The sequence below is a fragment of the Pantoea sp. X-Soil-ISGK-421 genome, assembly GCF_059730785.1.
This window is the reverse complement of the sequence record NZ_AP035979.1, coordinates 3,293,711-3,310,442: the sequence shown is the minus strand read 5'-3', so window position 1 is coordinate 3,310,442 and position 16,732 is coordinate 3,293,711. Positions and strand designations below refer to the sequence as shown.

The 16,732-nt window shown below is 47.7% G+C and carries 10 protein-coding genes; 7 read left to right on the top strand and 3 right to left on the bottom strand.

Going from position 1 to position 16,732, the window contains the following annotated elements; translation table 11 throughout:
• Positions 1–4 precede the first annotated feature (4 nt).
• The 7 genes from AC6I8K_RS15340 to AC6I8K_RS15310 all read left to right on the top strand — a co-directional run bounded on the left by AC6I8K_RS15340 (position 5) and on the right by AC6I8K_RS15310 (position 11,206).
• Complete coding sequence (locus tag AC6I8K_RS15340; RefSeq protein ID WP_064738618.1) at positions 5–1,456, top strand: TolC family outer membrane protein; 1,452 nt, start codon at positions 5–7, stop codon at positions 1,454–1,456.
• The gene (locus AC6I8K_RS15335; protein WP_497827004.1) at positions 1,453–3,624 is read left to right on the top strand and encodes a type I secretion system permease/ATPase; all 2,172 of its coding nucleotides are present in this window, start codon (positions 1,453–1,455) and stop codon (positions 3,622–3,624) included. The genes AC6I8K_RS15340 and AC6I8K_RS15335 overlap by 4 nt, the downstream gene beginning before the upstream one ends.
• Positions 3,621–4,847: an HlyD family type I secretion periplasmic adaptor subunit gene (locus tag AC6I8K_RS15330; protein WP_483816106.1), complete on the top strand. Its 1,227-nt coding sequence runs from the start codon at positions 3,621–3,623 to the stop codon at positions 4,845–4,847. Before AC6I8K_RS15335 ends, AC6I8K_RS15330 begins: the two co-directional genes overlap by 4 nt.
• Before the next feature lie 276 nt (positions 4,848–5,123).
• Entirely contained in the window at positions 5,124–6,266 is a 1,143-nt protein-coding gene (locus tag AC6I8K_RS15325; RefSeq protein WP_483816105.1) for a capsule biosynthesis protein, read from the top strand.
• Between the two features lie 23 nt (positions 6,267–6,289).
• Entirely contained in the window at positions 6,290–7,963 is a 1,674-nt protein-coding gene (locus tag AC6I8K_RS15320) for a polysaccharide biosynthesis/export family protein (RefSeq protein ID WP_497827003.1), read from the top strand.
• Between the two features lie 12 nt (positions 7,964–7,975).
• The gene (locus tag AC6I8K_RS15315) at positions 7,976–10,003 is read left to right on the top strand and encodes a capsule polysaccharide biogenesis protein (RefSeq protein ID WP_497827002.1); all 2,028 of its coding nucleotides are present in this window, start codon (positions 7,976–7,978) and stop codon (positions 10,001–10,003) included.
• A gap of 3 nt (positions 10,004–10,006) precedes the next feature.
• Positions 10,007–11,206 (top strand): capsule polysaccharide biogenesis protein, encoded by a 1,200-nt coding sequence (locus AC6I8K_RS15310; protein ID WP_497827001.1) that lies wholly within the window; start codon positions 10,007–10,009, stop codon positions 11,204–11,206.
• Between the two features lie 71 nt (positions 11,207–11,277).
• On the opposite strand, the gene AC6I8K_RS15305 is transcribed toward AC6I8K_RS15310, so the two are convergent.
• The 3 genes from AC6I8K_RS15305 to AC6I8K_RS15295 are packed head-to-tail and all read right to left on the bottom strand — an operon-like array spanning position 11,278 to position 16,729.
• Positions 11,278–12,060, bottom strand: a complete 783-nt coding sequence (locus AC6I8K_RS15305; RefSeq protein ID WP_497827000.1) for an LbetaH domain-containing protein — start codon at positions 12,058–12,060, stop codon at positions 11,278–11,280.
• A gap of 20 nt (positions 12,061–12,080) precedes the next feature.
• Positions 12,081–12,944 carry a hypothetical protein gene (locus AC6I8K_RS15300; RefSeq protein ID WP_497826999.1) on the bottom strand — a complete coding sequence of 288 codons (864 nt, stop codon included), beginning with the start codon at positions 12,942–12,944 and terminating at the stop codon, positions 12,081–12,083.
• 47 nt (positions 12,945–12,991) lie between these two features.
• Complete coding sequence (locus AC6I8K_RS15295) at positions 12,992–16,729, bottom strand: CDP-glycerol glycerophosphotransferase family protein (RefSeq protein WP_497826998.1); 3,738 nt, start codon at positions 16,727–16,729, stop codon at positions 12,992–12,994.
• Positions 16,730–16,732: the final 3 nt, after the last annotated feature.

Below are 16,732 nucleotides of genomic sequence, written 5' to 3'. Positions count from 1 at the left end.
ATCGATGGAACTGATGCACTCAGGCGCAACTTTTCGCCGTTCGTTTAAGCTCAGCGTTCTCTGTGCGGGCATGGCTTTACTTTACAGTTCTCACCTCTTAGCGGCCAGTGACGCGTTAACCCGAGCGGGGCAAATTACCTCGGCAGGCTTAGCGCAACAGCAAGAACTGCCTTCATTAACGGGAGAGGTGGCGGAACCCGCCCTTGCCAACGTCCCCGACTTTCTCACCCTCAATCAGGCCGTGCAGCGTGCCATTCAGTGGCATCCCGATATTGCACAAGCGGTAGGCAAAATGCTGGAACAGGCCAATCAGGTTGATGTAGCAAAAGCCAAGTATTATCCACAAGTGAGTGCCGGGATGAACAACGGCTACAGCAACGCTTATAGCGAAAAGGGCTTCAGCCCCTCATTTGTATTATCCGTGTCGCAGATGCTGTATGACTTTGGCAAGGTCAGCAGTTCGGTGCGCTCCGCCGAAGCAGGCGTGGCGCAAGAGCAGGCCAACGTGTTGGTCAGCATTGATACCGTGGCGCATGATACCGCGGCGGCATTGGTGGAAGTGCAGGGCTATCAGCAACTGGTGAAGATTGCCCAGCAACAGCTGACGGCGCTGAGTAAAATTGGCGACCTGGCGCGGCAGCGTAACGAAGAGGGCGCGGCGTCACTTTCCGATGCGACGCAAACCGATGCGCGTATCGAAGGCGCCCGTACCACGCTGACGCAGTATCAAGCCAACCTCGATCGCTGGCGCGCCACGCTGGCTACCTATCTTGGCTGGCCGCTGGTGAAAAAAGTCAGCGACGATTTCCCGACCAAACTTACCCAATCCTGTCAGGTGGCGAAGGCCGATGACAAGCTCAATCCATCCGTTTTGGCGGCGTGGGCGCAGGCTAATCAGGCACAAGCCAAACTCGATAACGCCAACGCGCAAAACATGCCAACCATCTCGCTGGAACCGCAGGTCACGCATTATCTCAATAACCACTACTCCGGCAGCGAAACACTGGATCGCACGCAATATTCGGCATTTGTGAAAGTGGAAATGCCGCTTTATCAGGGCGGCGGCATCACCGCCAGCCGGGATGCGGCAGCCAATGCGCTGCAGGCCGCCAATGCGGCCGTCAACTCGGCGCGGCTTAAAGCGCGTCAACAGTTGAGCGAATCGCAGAACGAATCGCAAAGCCTGTCGCTCAGCCTCGCCATTATGGGACGGCAACAGGCGCTGGGTGAGAAAACGCAGTCGCTCTATCAGGATCAATACCTGCAACTCGGCACGCGTCCATTGCTGGACGTGCTTAACGCCGAGCAGGAAGTGTTCCAGACCCGTTTCACGCTGCAGCAAACCATTAGTCAGTTACGCTCGCTGCAGCTCGATTGCCTCTACAGCACCGGACATATGCGCTCAGCGTTTGCCCTGAATAATCAGCGGATCCAGTCCGTGGAGATCCAGCCATGACGCAATTACAGATTCCTGATGCGCCCGACAGCGCGTCCGGCGGCAATGTGCCCTTACACGGATGGGCCACCGCCATCATCCTGATTGCCACCCATTATCGCTTGCCCTGTTCACCGGGCATGATCATGGCGGCAGCAGAATGGCAGGGTAAACAGACGCGTGATAAAGCGTTGCGCCATCTGGCGCGCCAGGCCGGTTTATCGTTGCAGCTGTATGAAGAGAACAGATGGGAGATCACCAGCTGGCGCTTGCCGCTGGCGGTTGAACTGGCCGATGGTCAGGTGGGCGTAATTACCCAGTTTGATGGCGACGATGAAGTGCGGGTGCATTTCGCCGGTGATGAACAACCTGCGCCGATTGCGCTGGCCACGCTGCTGCCGGAGATCCGCTTTGCCGCTGCGCTACGCCCGGTAACGGCGGCGAAAGACAGCCGCGTTGATCGCTATCTCGCCACGGTGAAGCCAGATTGGCTGCGTCGTCTGGTGCTGCACGATCTGCGTCCGTACGGTTATGTGATGCTGGGATCCTTCCTGATCAACCTGCTGGCGCTGGTCGGCATCATCTTCTCGATGCAGGTGTACGATCGGGTGATCCCGGCCCAGTCTTATCCAACGTTGTACGTGCTGTATATCGGGGTGATCATCTCGGTGGTGTTCACCTATATCCTGCGCGTCGGGCGCGATCATGTGACCGATCTGCTGGGTAAGCGGGCCGATATGCGCGTCTCCGATCGGGTGTTTGGTCATGCGCTGCGACTGCGTAACAGCGCGGTGCCGCGTTCGACCGGCACCTTTATCTCGCAGCTGCGCGAGCTGGAGGCGATCCGCGAAATGGTCACCTCCACCACGGTTACCGCGATTGTCGATATGCCGTTCTTCCTGCTGTTCCTGCTGGTGATGGCGATTATTGCGCCGCAGCTGGCATGGATTGCGCCGGTGGCAGTGCTGCTGATGATCTTGCCGGGCGTGCTGAGCCAGAAAAAGCTTTCAAAACTGGCGCAGCAGAACCTGAAAGAGTCGACGCTGCGTAACGCGGTGCTGGTGGAGAGCGTGCAAGGGCTGGAGGACATCAAGCTGATGCAGGCGGAAGATCGCTTCCTGCAACAGTGGAACAGCTATATTCGCATCACTGCGCAATCGGGCGTAGAGATGCGCAAAGTGATGCACTCGCTAATCAGTTGGGGCGTAACGGTGCAGGGTTTGGTGTATGCCAGCGTGATAGTGATCGGCGCACCGATGGTGATCAACGGCGATATCACCACGGGTGCGATTGTCGCGGCGTCGTTGCTCTCCTCACGCATGATTGCGCCGATGGCGACGCTATGCGGTGTGCTGGCGCGCTGGCAGCAGGTGAAAGCAGCGAAAGGCAGCCTGGATGCGCTAATGAATTTACCGGTGGAAAACAGCAAGGACGAGACGCGTATTCACACGCCGGTGCTGTTTGGTCACTATCAATTCACCGACGCGATGTTCCGTTACTACACCGATTCAATGACTATCGCGCTGCGCATCAAAAGCCTGACCATCAAACCCGGCGAGCGCATTGCGGTGCTGGGACGCAACGGTTCGGGCAAATCCACATTGCTGCAGGCGATGGTCGGCGGCATTGATTTGGTCGGCGGTGAACTGCGGCTGGATAACCTCAGCTTGCCGCATATTGATGTGGCAGACGTGCGGCGTAACGTGGGCCTGCTGACGCAAAACGCGCGCCTGTTCCACGGCACGCTGCGCGAAAATCTCACCATGGGTGCGGCACACGCTACCGATGATGCCATCTTCGGGGCGCTTACCGTCAGCGGTGGCGCGGATTTCATTCGCCGTCTGCCGCTCGGACTCGATCATCCGATCATGGAAGGCGGCACCGGGCTCTCCGGCGGCCAGCGCCAGTCGCTGCTGCTGGCGCGTATGCTGCTGCGCGATCCCAACATTATCCTGCTTGATGAGCCAACCGCGGCGCTCGACGATCATACCGAGAAGGAGTTTATCGAACGTCTTGGCCAGTGGCTGAATGGCCGCACCCTGATCGTAGCGACGCACCGGGCGGCGATCCTCGCGCTGGTTGATCGCGTGTTGGTGCTGAAAGAGGGACAACTGGTGATGGACAGCCCGAAAGAGAACGCCTTGCCGGCCCCGCGTGCCAACGGCAGCCAGCCGGAGGCGCAATCATGATCAAACAATTGCCCGCAAGACTGCGACTGGTGACGGCCGCAGAGGTCGATTCTTCTGACGATCTGTTAGGTGAATTGCGATCGGAAAGCCACTACACCGGCGCGGTGCGGTTGATCGTGATCAGCACCGCACTGATCCTCGTGTCGGTGATTTGGGCATGGTTTGGCGTGCTGGATGAAGTCTCAACCGGCACCGGCAAAGTGATCCCCAGCTCGCGCGATCAGGTGCTGCAATCGCTGGAAGGCGGCATTCTGACTGAACTCTACGTGCATGAGGGCGATCAGGTGCAGGCTGGGCAAGTGGTCGCGCGCCTCGACGCCACACGCTCGCAATCCAACGTCGGCGAAAGTGCGGCACGTTATCGTGCGGCATTGGCTGCTGCCTCGCGCCTCAATGCGGAAGTGAACGATCAACCGCTGAGTTTCCCGCCGGAGCTGAGTAAGTTTCCCGATCTCATGGCTTCTGAAGCGCGCTTGTACAAAACGCGGCGTGCGCAGCTCAGCGATGCCACTGCGCAGTTTAAAGAGTCGCTGGCGCTGGCTAATCGCGAGTTGGCCATTACTCAGCGCCTGGCGAAAACCGGTGCTGCCAGTAGCGTGGAAGTGCTGCGTTTGCAGCGCGATAAATCGGATCTGGAACTGAAACTCACCGATATGCGTTCGCAATATTACGTGCAGGCGCGCGAGGAGCTGGCGAAAGCCAACGCCGAAGCCGACAGCATGGCGCAAGTGGTGAAAGGGCGTGAAGACACGGTGACGCGTTTGACTATCCGCTCACCGATGCGTGGCATCGTGAAAAACATCAAAGTCTCAACCGTTGGCGGCGTGGTACCTCCGAATGGTGAGCTCATGAATATTGTACCGATGAACGATCGCCTGCTGATTGAAGCGCGCCTGTCACCGCGTGACATCGCCTTTATCCACCCCGGCCAGCGTGCGGTGGTGAAAATCTCTGCCTACGATTACGCGATTTATGGCGGCCTGAACGGAGTCGTGGAGAGCATCTCCCCGGATACCATTCAGGACGAAGTGAAGCCGGAGATTTACTATTACCGCGTGTTTATCCGCACCGATAACGACTACGTGCAAAATAAAGCCGGCAAGCGTTTCTCTATCAGTCCGGGGATGGTTTCGACCGTGGATATTAAAACCGGCGAAAAGACGGTGATGGATTATCTGATCAAACCGTTTAATAAAGGCAAAGAGGCGATGCGCGAACGCTGATGCTACGCAAGCTAACGCTAAACCGCTGTTTTCACGTGAACTCAGCGGTTTTTTTATCGCTAAAATCGTCTTTAGCAGGCTGAATGTTATCGTTTTTAAATCAAGTCGTTTCTTAAATTGCTCCCCGCACAATCCTTATATCCTGCCTGCCGTTATTTAGTTCTTAAAAAGAAATCACGCCGACGTTAAGTGACTTTCATTTTTTGTATCGAATGATGAACGCATAGGCAACACCAGCCCACCCACCCAACAACATTTGATGATAGTTGCATATTGATGAAAGCGAATCTCACTGTATCCAGGATGCGTCACTGCTTCTCTGCCGTTTCATTGGCGGGCATTCAGCAGCACCTGGCGAAAATTATCATTCTGCTGCCGATGGCGCTGCTGATTATCTATCTGGTGATTTTCAGCCAACCGCGTTACATGAGTGAGTCCAAAATCGCCATCAAACGTTCTGATGACATCACCCGCAATAGTTTGAATGTTGGCTTGTTACTGGGCGCGGCGAACCCGGGTTCGGTTGAAGATGCGCTCTATTTGAAAGAGTACATCAACTCGCCCGATATGCTGTTCGCACTCGATCAACAGCTGAATTTTCGCCAGGCTTTTAGCCACAGCGGCCTGGATTTCTTCAACCACCTGGCAGAAAAGTCCTCGACCGAGCGCTTTCTGCAGTATTACCGCAATCGCATCAATGTGATTTGGGATGACAAAACCGGGCTGCTGGATATCAAAACCCAGGGTTTTACGCCTGAGTTTGCCCTGCGTTTCAATACGGCATTACTGAAAGAGTCTGAGCGCTTTATCAATGAGATGTCACACCGTATCGCGCGCGATCAGCTCGCCTTCGCCGAGGCTGAGCTGGAGAAATATCGTCTGCGTCTGAATGCCAGCACCGCCGAGCTGCTGGCGTATCAAAACAGCCACAACATTCTGGATCCTGAAGCGCAGGCGCAAGCGGCCAGCGCGTTGGTGAATACGCTCACGGCGCAGAAGATTCAAATGGAAGCGGAGTTGCGCAATCTGCTGACCTACCTTCGTGATGATGCCGCCCAGGTGGTGAGCCTGCGTAATGCTATTGCTGCAATGCAGGCGCAGATCGATAACGAAAAAAGCAAAATCACCGCTCCGCAGGGCGACAAGTTGAACCGTATGGCGGTGGATTTTGACGAGATTAAATCCAGGGTCGCATTCGATAACGAATTGTTCACCTTAGCGCAGAGCTCAATTGAAAAAACACGTGTGGAAGCCGCGCGCAAACTGAAAGTGCTGTCGGTGATCAGTTCACCTCAGCAGCCACAGGAGACGAGTTTCCCTAATACGCCTTATTTGATCGCCTGTTGGCTTCTGGTGTGCTGCCTGATGTATGGCACGCTGAAACTGTTGCTGGCGGTAATTGAAGATCACCGGGATTAATGCTGTCGCATAAAGAGCATGCCATGAAAATATTAAAATTATTTGTCCTTCTTGCGGCCGGTTATTCCGCATCAACCAGTGCCCGCATTGCTATCAATGCCGATCAGAATCTGACTGGCGCCGCAGCGTTACCGTTCCTCAATAGCCAGTCGAACCCCGCTGTCGATAATGCGGGGTTCGACAATACGCCCATTCCCGTGGCTGCTGTGCCGGTGAGCCGCATCTTTGGTGCTCAGCTGTTTACTGGCACCAGCGCCGACAGTGGTGCAACAGTGGGCTTTAATCCCGGCTATATCCTTAATCCCGGCGATAGCATTCAGGTGCGCTTGTGGGGCGCATTTACCTTTGAAGGCAGTTTACAGGTTGATCCTAAAGGCAATATTTTCCTGCCAAATGTGGGTCCGGTCAAAGTTGCTGGCGTCAGCAATAGTCAGCTAAACGCGCTGATCACCCACAAAGTGAAACAGGTTTATCAGGCGAATGTCAGTGTTTATGCGTCACTGCTGCAGGCGCAGCCGGTCAAAGTTTATGTCACCGGATTTGTGCGCAGTCCTGGCCTGTACGGCGGTGTGACGTCGGATTCCCTGTTGAACTATCTGATTAAAGCCGGTGGTATCGATCCTGAACGCGGTAGCTACGTTGATATCGTGGTTAAGCGCGACAACCGCGTGCGTTCCAGCGTAAATCTGTATGACTTCCTGCTTAAAGGTAAGCTCGGATTAAGCCAGTTTGCCGATGGTGACACCATTGTGGTGGGACCACGGCAGCACACCTTTAGCGTGCGGGGTGATGTGTTCAACAGTTATGACTTTGAGTTTGCGAAGAGCACGATCGATGTCAGCGAAGCACTCAGCTGGGCGCGCGCTAAGCCAGGCGCCACCAATATCACCATTGTTCGTCAGCAAGGTCTGGCTAAACGCAGTGAATATTATCCGATCAGTTCTGCACCGGGCCGCATCCTGCAGGATGGCGACGCGCTGATTGTCAGCACCGATCGCTACGCCAGCACCATTCAGGTTCGCATCAAGGGCGCGCACTCCGGTGAGCATGCCATGGTGTTGCCTTACGGTTCCAGCATGCGCGCAGTGTTGGCAAAAGTGCGTCCTAACAGCATGTCGCAGATGAATGCCATTCAACTGTATCGTCCTTCTGTGGCAGCAAGGCAGAAAGAGATGATGAATCTCGCGCTGCAGAAGCTCGAAGAAGCGTCACTTTCGGTGCAATCCTCAACCAAAGAAGAGGCAAGCTTGCGTTATCAGGAAGCGCAACTGATTAGCCGCTTTGTGGCGAAAGCACGTAATGTGGTGCCGAAAGGTGAAGTGATCATCAATGAGAAGAACCTCGACGGCATTTTGCTGGAGGATGGCGATGTCATCAGCATTCCGCAGAAAACTTCGCTGGTGTTGGTGCATGGCGAAGTGTTGTTCCCTAACGCCGTCAGCTGGGAGAAAGGCCTGCGTCCCAAAGATTACATCGCCAGATGTGGTGGCCTGACGCATAAAGCGAGTAATGCCCGCATTATTGTCATTCGCCAGAACGGTGCGGCAGAAAATGCGAATGATGTGGATTACCTCAATCCCGGTGATGAGTTGATGGTACTGCCGAAGTATGAGTCGAAGAACATCGAAGTGACGCGTGGTATCTCCACCATCCTTTATCAGCTGGCTGTCGCGGCGAAAGTGGTTCTGACGCTGTAGGAGTAATGCGCGATGATCGGTATTTTCTCCACAGGTATCTGGCGTATTCCCTATTTAAGCAACTTTCTGGCACAGCCGTGCCAGAAGCTCAGCCCCTTTATGCCAATTGCGGATGACATCGCCTCGATTGCTGTTTGGGGGCATCGCCCTAGCGTGCATAAACCTGTGGCGCTGGCTCAGGGCGCGGGTAAATCCATCTTACGTCTGGAAGATGGTTTTATTCGTTCGCTGGATTTAGGTATCAACGGTGCGCCGCCGCTGTCGATGGTGCTGGATGACGTCGGCATCTATTACGATGCCAGCCATCCCAGCGCACTTGAGACATTAATCCGCGATCGTGAAGCAAATCAGGCGCTGGCGGCAGATGCAGAATATGCCATTAAGACTATCGTTGCCGAAGATCTATCAAAATATAACCATGCGCCCGCGTTCGTCACCGACAACCACCCATCCGATGATATCGTTCTGGTCGTAGATCAAACTTATGGTGATATGTCAGTGACCTATGGCAATGCCGGTGCGGATGATTTCGCTTCAATGCTGAATGCGGCGTTGGGTGAAAATCCTCACGCCATCATCTGGGTTAAAATCCATCCGGATGTTTTGCAGGGGAAAAAAGCGGGCTATTACCATCAATTGAAGTCAACTTCGCGTGTTCGACTGCTGGCTGATAACGTCAGTTCGCAATCCTTACTTCGCCACGTATCACGGGTTTACGTGGTGACATCGCAGTACGGTTTTGAGGCGCTGATGGCAGGCAAACCTGTCATCTGTTTTGGCCAACCCTGGTATGCAGGTTGGGGATTGACCGACGACCGTCACACTCAGGCTAAACAGCTTAGCCGGCGCCGGGGATGCGCAACGCTTAATGAACTCTTCGCTGCTGCCTATTTCCGCTATAGCCGTTATATCAATCCGCTAACCGGCGAGCCGGCGACGCTGTTTGAAGTGATGAACTGGATGCAAATGCAACGTCGCTATCAGCAGCAGCGCAACGGATATCTTTGGGCACCGGGCTTGTCATGGTGGAAATACACCATCTTAAAACCCTTTTTGCAGACGCGAACCAATAAGCTCAGCTTCAGTCGCAGAGAGAATCGAGCGACTGCTTGTGTAGTTTGGGGTAATAACGGTGAACAACGTTGGCAGGAGAGGGCCAAATCAAAACTTTTGCCAATCTGGCGGATGGAAGATGGATTCTTACGTTCTTCGGGATTGGGGTCAAATCTGATGCCGCCGCTATCGCTGGTGCTGGATAAGCGTGGAATTTACTACGATGCCTCGCGTAGCAGTGATTTAGAAGTAATGCTCAATGAAAGTGAGTTAACGCGTATGCAGCGTCAGCGGGCGCAACGATTACAGCAACGGCTAGTGCAGAGTAAAATCAGCAAATATAATCTGGGCGCTGATTTCGTTTTGCCGCCAGCGGCGTTGGGTAAGCGCGTAATATTGGTTCCGGGTCAGGTAGAAGATGATGCATCGATCAGAAGCGGAACCTGTGCAGTAAGAACCAACGCCCAATTATTACACGCAGTGCGCAAACGCAATCCTGACGCTTTTATCATTTATAAACCGCATCCCGATGTTTTGGTGGGTAACCGAAAAGGGCAGCTGGCGCAATCGGATGTCGCGTTGCTGGCTGACTATCAGGTGCTTAATGCTGATGTGATTCAATGCATCCAGGTGGTAGATGAAATCCATACCATGACTTCTCTGGCGGGTTTTGAAGGATTATTGCATGGTAAAAAAGTCTGCTGTTATGGAATGCCATTCTATGCTGGATGGGGATTAACGCACGATGAGTATCACTGTGCTCGCCGTTTGCGAAAGCTCACACTAAATGACTTAATTTATCAGGCGCTCATCGAGTATCCGACTTATATTCACCCGACGCGGCGCACTGCGATAACGGCGGAAGAAGCAACGGATATATTGATTAATACACCAAGAGCGACGTTAGAAATTGAAAGAACCCGCTTAGATAAAATTAAACGCACATGCAGAAAAGTTTTCCGCATCATTAAGATATCGATGCTTTGAGAAATGAAAAACGCTGCATTCACAAAGTTACTGAACGGTAAAAAATATCTTTTATTGCAGGGTCCCATGGGGCCATTTTTTAGCGAACTCGCCAGTTGGTTGAATTCCCTCGAACGAGAAACCATTAATGTGGTGTTTAATGGCGGTGACCGATTCTATTGTCGTCAACGCCATGTACTAACCTATCTTAAGCCGTTGAGTGCCTTTCCAGACTGGCTATCAGAAATATATCAGCAGTCAGGCTTTGATAGCATTTTGTGTTTTGGTGATTGCAGGCCGCTACATCAGGCTGCGAAATGTTGGGCTCAGGATAAGCATGTGCGCTTTATGGTTTTTGAAGAAGGTTATTTTCGGCCAAACTTTATAACCCTTGAAGAGGGCGGAGTAAACGCCTACTCTTTGTTACCGCGGGATACGGAATTTTATCATGCATTAACAGCGTCTTCTCCTTTAGCATATAATAAGAACGCGGCATCGTCTGTTAAGAGAATCGCTCATGCGGTCTGGTATTGCTTAATGTGTGGTTATCACCAACATGATTTTATAAATTACCAGCATCATAAATCCATCGCGATTTGGTATGAAACTAAATGTTGGATACGATCCTGCTGGCGAAAAGTCGCGTATAGATTAAAGCAGCAGAGTGCGCTAAATAAAATAAAAAAAGAGATGAGTGGACGATATTACCTTGCAATATTACAGGTATATAACGACAGTCAAATCTTTCACCACAGCCCTTATGCGGATATCGAAGATTATATCAGAAGTGTGATTCTTTCATTTTGCCAATCTGCACCACAGGACAGCTATTTGCTTTTCAAGCATCATCCAATGGATCGTGGACACCGTAATTACGCTCAGCTGATTAAATCAGTTTCCCTGAAGAGTGGTGTTTCTACCAAAGTGATCTATGTTCACGATCTGCCTCTCGATGATCTTTTGTCTCATGCACGCGCTGTTGTCACGATTAACAGTACTGTTGGTTTGAAGGCATTAGCGAAAATCAAACCGTTAAAGGTGTTGGGTAGAGCAATGTATGACATTAGAGGTATGACTTATCAAGGGTGTTTAGATGATTTCTGGCTAGCGAAATTCCAGCCGGATGCGATTCTTATCAGTAAATTTGAAAAGTATCTCAGGGAGAACACCCAGCTAAACATGGAATTTTATGCACGGGGAAAAAATCGCATGATTAATAAATGAGAAGGGTGAAATTAAAACGGATTAGCACATATTGATTGATTACACTATGTGCCAAAGATAAATGTCGCTATTTAGTGTTCGCCGAATTTTTTGAGATAATGTTCCTGTATTTGTTTTGCTTCTTTTCCACGTCCCCTAAGCCACATCTTGCCATCCAAAGGAAAAGCTTTTCCAGGAATACCGGCCATACAACTAAAGCGAGCGCAGGATTTCGTTACCACCGCGGCAAAGGAGATAATTGAACACGCCCCAATTTTTACATTTTTAAGAATTGCGCAGCGTTGAGACAGCCAGCAATAGGGTTCGATTACAATCGGTGAGTGAGAAACATTAGTCTGTTGACCGGTTTTAATATCAAACACAATATGACCGTCCGCAGGTCTAATCACTACTTCAGATGCTATTAAACAGTGATCGCCAACTATCAATCCATTATCACTCATGCCTGAGTTAAACCCGGTACTCCATGAGTTGTCAGCAGTAACAGATACGCCATTACCGATTAAAATAGCATCGCCGATTCCTAAAACGACGGCAGAAACTTTATTGATATTAATATTTTCACCCAGATACAAAAAATTGTTTTCATTTTTAAGAGAAAATCTATTTGCACGGCCGGTAAAGTTTTCATTAATGACAACATTACAATTTTTAGCTTTCTCAGTGAAAATTAACTCAATACCAGCAGGAATAGATTTCCCTTTGATATGAATTTTATTTGAATCATCACCTTTTATACCCAGAGACGCGGGGGTAAAGGTTTGGTAATTATTCAAAAGTATATCGAATTTTGCGATGCAGGTGTCGATATCTGCTCTGTTTTTTTCAATGAAAGCTGAGTGGATGATTTTCATTTGTAGTTCTTAATCTAAGTTTATTTGATGTAATTATAAATAACGTTTCGCTTATTGATCCCTTTAGCGTACGTAATTAATATTTTCAATATGTTGTTCTGGTAAGAAAGACCTTCCGGCTCATAAAAATTTTGTTGTGAGAACAACATTGCGTCTTCAATGCCTGGAGTTACGTGGGTATCGATACGCTTTAATTCGCCGTCTAAAGTATAAAAAAGGATCACTTTTGGTGTCAGTCGCGCATTACCGAAGATTAAAGCGATGTCATGTCCATTCGAGGCGATAGCCTGAAGGGGTTGTAATGAACCGATAGCTTTACTGGCTATTCGGGATGAAATCCGCCACTGATAAAGGTAGTTATCACTAAGATCAATATTGGGATTCTGCTTCAATGATGAATAAATCGTTGCCGTGTCGAAAACACGGATAATCATCTGACCGTTCTTGCTCCGTCCTCGAGCAAGAATAAAACGGCCATCACCTGAAAGTGCAGGCATGGTTTCACTTTTTGGTGTGAAACTATCGGGGAACAGTTTTATTCTATATTTTAATGATTCCTTTTTATTTTTTAATTTAAATAATAATATATGTAATCCGGACTTTTTAATTCCAGTATAAATATAAAGAGCAGGGTCATCTTCTAATGTGGATATACCAAAGCCTTGATGGCCAATATCCGCATCTTTTAGCAGTAGTTCACGATAATCATTGTGGTTATAGAAAATCATGGACAAGTTATTTATATAGTCTTGCTCAAGGGTAAAAAGTTTTTCATCCGTATCGTAAAATATTCCCTGCAAATTGAATTGACTCTTAATTTTCGTTGCATCACCAGCCGCATAAACAATGGAAATAAGAGGGCATGGCATTAGCAGGAAAATCATGATGATTATTCTGCGCAGAAACACTAATAAAGTTACATGTTTAATGTTTATGATCCTATTCTATTAAGTTCTTGCACTACATTGTTTAATTCTTTAACGGCATCAATTAACGTTCTGTAATCACTGTCTTCGTGCCAGTTTTTCTTGTCAGAGTAATAGTCTTCGTGCTTTTTCATTACTGAAATGGTGGTAATTTTTCTGGCAAGCCCCGGCCTGTTTTTTTTGTAGAAGTGAAGTGAGTACTTGTAAATTTCCGAGCAGGTATAAGTATAAACTTGCTTATCGATACTTTGTTCAATCATCTGATACAAAATATCAAGGTTTACCTCGCTGCGATTTAAAAACTGTGCCTCAAAAGCATTGATGTAACTCTCTTTTGGATATAATCGAGAGATTTTAATCTTCAAATCATTAACGCCACGCGTCAGGAAAGTCGCAACCAGATAATTGATTAGATTACTTTCATTCTCAATATGCGTTTTATCGATAGGGTAGTTCTCGAATGCCTCAATAAACCGGGTGTACTTTTTTCCTTCATACAGCATACTTAGATGCTCATTAAGCAAAGTATCATTTTTGTTTCCGGCGACAAAAAAATCATTCAGTTGCGCGGGCGCTATTTCTTTGTTTAATAGCAAATAGGCTTCTTTTGCTCGAGGGCTAAGTTGATTACTATGTAAGAACTTTAAATCAAAGGCGCGTAAATTCTCATTAGCATGATAATCCAACATGTGGCTTAACAGATTGTCTTTTTGGGCATCACTTAACGTTATTTTCTTTAAATGGGTTAATGCTTCTGAGAAATCACCTAATTTTATTAGATTGACTGAATCTAACACGTGTAGCATGGCTGCTTGTTTAAATAGTGCAGTGCTTCTCATTTTGGCAAGTAATGTTGTCGCCAAATAAACATTATTTTTAGCGCTGTGGATGATAATTTCACAGGCCGTTTTAGTCTGCGGTATGAGATAATTATTATCGGAAAGTGTTTCAGATGAATTATGCAATCCGGATGAGTGTTTTACATCACCCTCACTTAAAGCCACAACCATAATGAGAATGCGCCGTAGTGGATTAATGTCATTATTCTCATGAGTTGAAGAATCAATGCTGATAATAGGAAGATCTAGCATGTCTGCATGTGCAGTTAGTTTGGCCAGTAAAATATGACGGTTTTGCAGTTTAGCCCAAAATACCATTTCATTTACTGTGTTAGTGAGTTCACCCCTTTCTATTGGTAACAGATTTATGCGTGATTTAGTTAACACAACCAGGCTTTTTTCCGCCGCGACAAGATCGAACGAAGCCAGCTGAATCTTAATATACTGATGAATAAGACCAAAAGACCTCGAACCGATTCGCATAGTTGTTAAAGTTTCATATAACCGCGCTGAGTTATTATTGTCATCATAAGGGAAGAATTGATTGATTCGCTGAGTGTAAAAATCGTCAAGCTGACAGTTTTTTTTCAGCAAATCATTTAAATTGCTAAGCAATGTAGAAATATTACTGGCAATCGCACCGAATCCATCACATTCATAATCATAATATCCCTTTGAATATGAGTGTTCTGAGAAAAACGTATCTATATCAAAATGAAAATAGAGAATGGGTTTACGCATGTAAGCAACATCGAAAGCCACCGATGAAAAATCAGTGATAAGAGCATCCGATTTTTTAAAAACCTGTTGGATGCTGCAATTTTCCATTCGTTCTATTGCAATATAATCCGGAATTGCTAGTTCTTCCAGATAATCCACTAAATTAGGGTGAGCGAGAAACAGTATTTTATAGCCGTTTTTTTCGACCATTTTCTTTAATCGATCTGACTGTAAAAAACCGCCCCATTGCTGACAAAAAAGTGATGTCAGGAAGTTGGGGTTTTTAACGCGCTTACTGGATTTAGCAATCAGTTCTCCTGATAAGCTTTTCCGCCAGGTTGGCATGACTAAAATTTGTTTATCAGTGTGCGTTTTTTTCAGGTTGTCATAACGCGGAAACCCTGTAAGCACGGCCTCTTTGGAGGTGTAGCGGTAACGTCCTTCGTTGGCGATGTCTTTAAACTCAGGGGTACCGGCAGTGACCAAATAATCTATTTTCCGGCTGTTCAACCATTCTGACTGGTCATCCTTGGTAACACCATGTTGAAGAAATACAAATTTAAACTTCATAATGTCGCAGTAATGCTTTCGCGGCAGATAATTGGTAATCGCTGGGTTAGCGTGTGATGAAAGCAGAAATTTTGCATTCAATAGCGCAAGCCGATGCTGCAGAGAACCGAACTCAATCAGTCTGAATCCTTCATTTTTCAGACGGCCCCAATCTGGAGACGATTTGTTGAGTAAAAAAAACGCATTTACACTAGGCTGATTTTGTTTCACATAGCGATAAAAGTGTTCCGCATTATCATCAGCACGTAGTTCGTTATCCACAAAAATCCAGCAGGCATCAAATTTTTTGCTAAATACCATTGATTTGGCGAAATATCGTAATATTTTTGCTTTTGCCGGTAATTTTTCTTTTAATAAATTTTTTCTTTCAAGCAGCTCAACTAATTTTCCATAACCTTCAGATTTCAGCCTTTTTCCTGCTATGAATAGTTCAGTTTGATAGGTATTAGTAAATGATATTTTTTGTTCCTGATTTTCGAATGAAATCCATAAGTATATTTCATAGCTAAATTCTAAGCCAAATAAAGAAAGCATCTTTATTTTAGCATTGGTGGGGATAACTTCATCGCTATCGATAAAACAACGCGGATAGGTGCTTGAGTGAGACGCTATCTTAAATTTCAGTGAAGTATGTTCAATATCTCCCTCTTCGAGATAGCAGATGTCACGTTCAACATGAGAACCTATTATCCTTGAATAACCAATCTTATGGATATGGTTGTAATTAGATGAGGAAAATGACTTTATGATGTCAGCGTCAATGGTTCTTAATATGCTGATTAGTAGTTTTTGGGCGGCATCCTTTTCTTTGGTAGTGAGGATTTCATCGGCCTTTTTGTTTTTTAATAATACCAGAATTATCTGATGAACAAGGAACAGCACACTCTTTAATTTATATGCATCTTTCTGCATATCTTTGACATTGATGTCAATGCTATGGAGTAATGCAAGGAATGCTGAACCTGATTTGACTAATTGCTGGATATGCGTATCAAATCGCTCGCCGCTTTTGGAACCAACATAGGCGTTACTCAGGAATTGATAGCCATGCTGTGAAGTGCTGCGCGTTAAAGCTTCCACGGCAAATACGATATTGTTAATCCATCCCTGAGTTTCAGGGTTAGCAAGATTTCTGGTGACCAAAACTGACTTAATAATACAATTGTCCAGACAAGGGAGAGCGTACTCCTTCATGAGCACGTGCTGATTTTTATTGATGGTTTTGATGTTCGCAAAAACGGGGTCTAATCGAAAAATAGCGCTCTCTGGCGAATAGGCATGAAGGATGATGTCGTCTGCAGTGCTGAAGTTTACATTTTTGTAGAACTCAGTTAAAAAAGACTCGTTTACTCTATCACCAGCGGAAATAATCTTAACGTACGGAGTCGCTAGATGATCTACCTGATCTGCGGTGGCAATAGTATGTTCTGAGAAAAGACCTGACTTTTCAGATTTCCTGATGCTGGTGAGTGTTATATCAATCAGCGATTGATCTTCTCCAGCAATTATAAATGAGATTTTATCAGTGTATTGAATGCTTTTTGGATTACGTACATTTGACCCAATCGTCCTGATGCGGGTTAGGGTATTCTTGAGCAGTTTTTTTATATTCATGAT

What these genes read in the sequence shown, in the direction of transcription:
- AC6I8K_RS15340 (WP_064738618.1), top strand. Translation starts at nt 5, where the DNA reads ATGGAACTGATGCACTCAGGCGCAACTTTTCGCCGTTCGTTTAAGCTC.
- AC6I8K_RS15335 (WP_497827004.1), top strand. Translation starts at nt 1,453, where the DNA reads ATGACGCAATTACAGATTCCTGATGCGCCCGACAGCGCGTCCGGCGGC.
- AC6I8K_RS15330 (WP_483816106.1), top strand. Translation starts at nt 3,621, where the DNA reads ATGATCAAACAATTGCCCGCAAGACTGCGACTGGTGACGGCCGCAGAG.
- AC6I8K_RS15325 (WP_483816105.1), top strand. Translation starts at nt 5,124, where the DNA reads ATGAAAGCGAATCTCACTGTATCCAGGATGCGTCACTGCTTCTCTGCC.
- AC6I8K_RS15320 (WP_497827003.1), top strand. Translation starts at nt 6,290, where the DNA reads ATGAAAATATTAAAATTATTTGTCCTTCTTGCGGCCGGTTATTCCGCA.
- AC6I8K_RS15315 (WP_497827002.1), top strand. Translation starts at nt 7,976, where the DNA reads ATGATCGGTATTTTCTCCACAGGTATCTGGCGTATTCCCTATTTAAGC.
- AC6I8K_RS15310 (WP_497827001.1), top strand. Translation starts at nt 10,007, where the DNA reads ATGAAAAACGCTGCATTCACAAAGTTACTGAACGGTAAAAAATATCTT.
- AC6I8K_RS15305 (WP_497827000.1), bottom strand. Translation starts at nt 12,060, where the DNA reads ATGAAAATCATCCACTCAGCTTTCATTGAAAAAAACAGAGCAGATATC.
- AC6I8K_RS15300 (WP_497826999.1), bottom strand. Translation starts at nt 12,944, where the DNA reads ATGATTTTCCTGCTAATGCCATGCCCTCTTATTTCCATTGTTTATGCG.
- AC6I8K_RS15295 (WP_497826998.1), bottom strand. Translation starts at nt 16,729, where the DNA reads ATGAATATAAAAAAACTGCTCAAGAATACCCTAACCCGCATCAGGACG.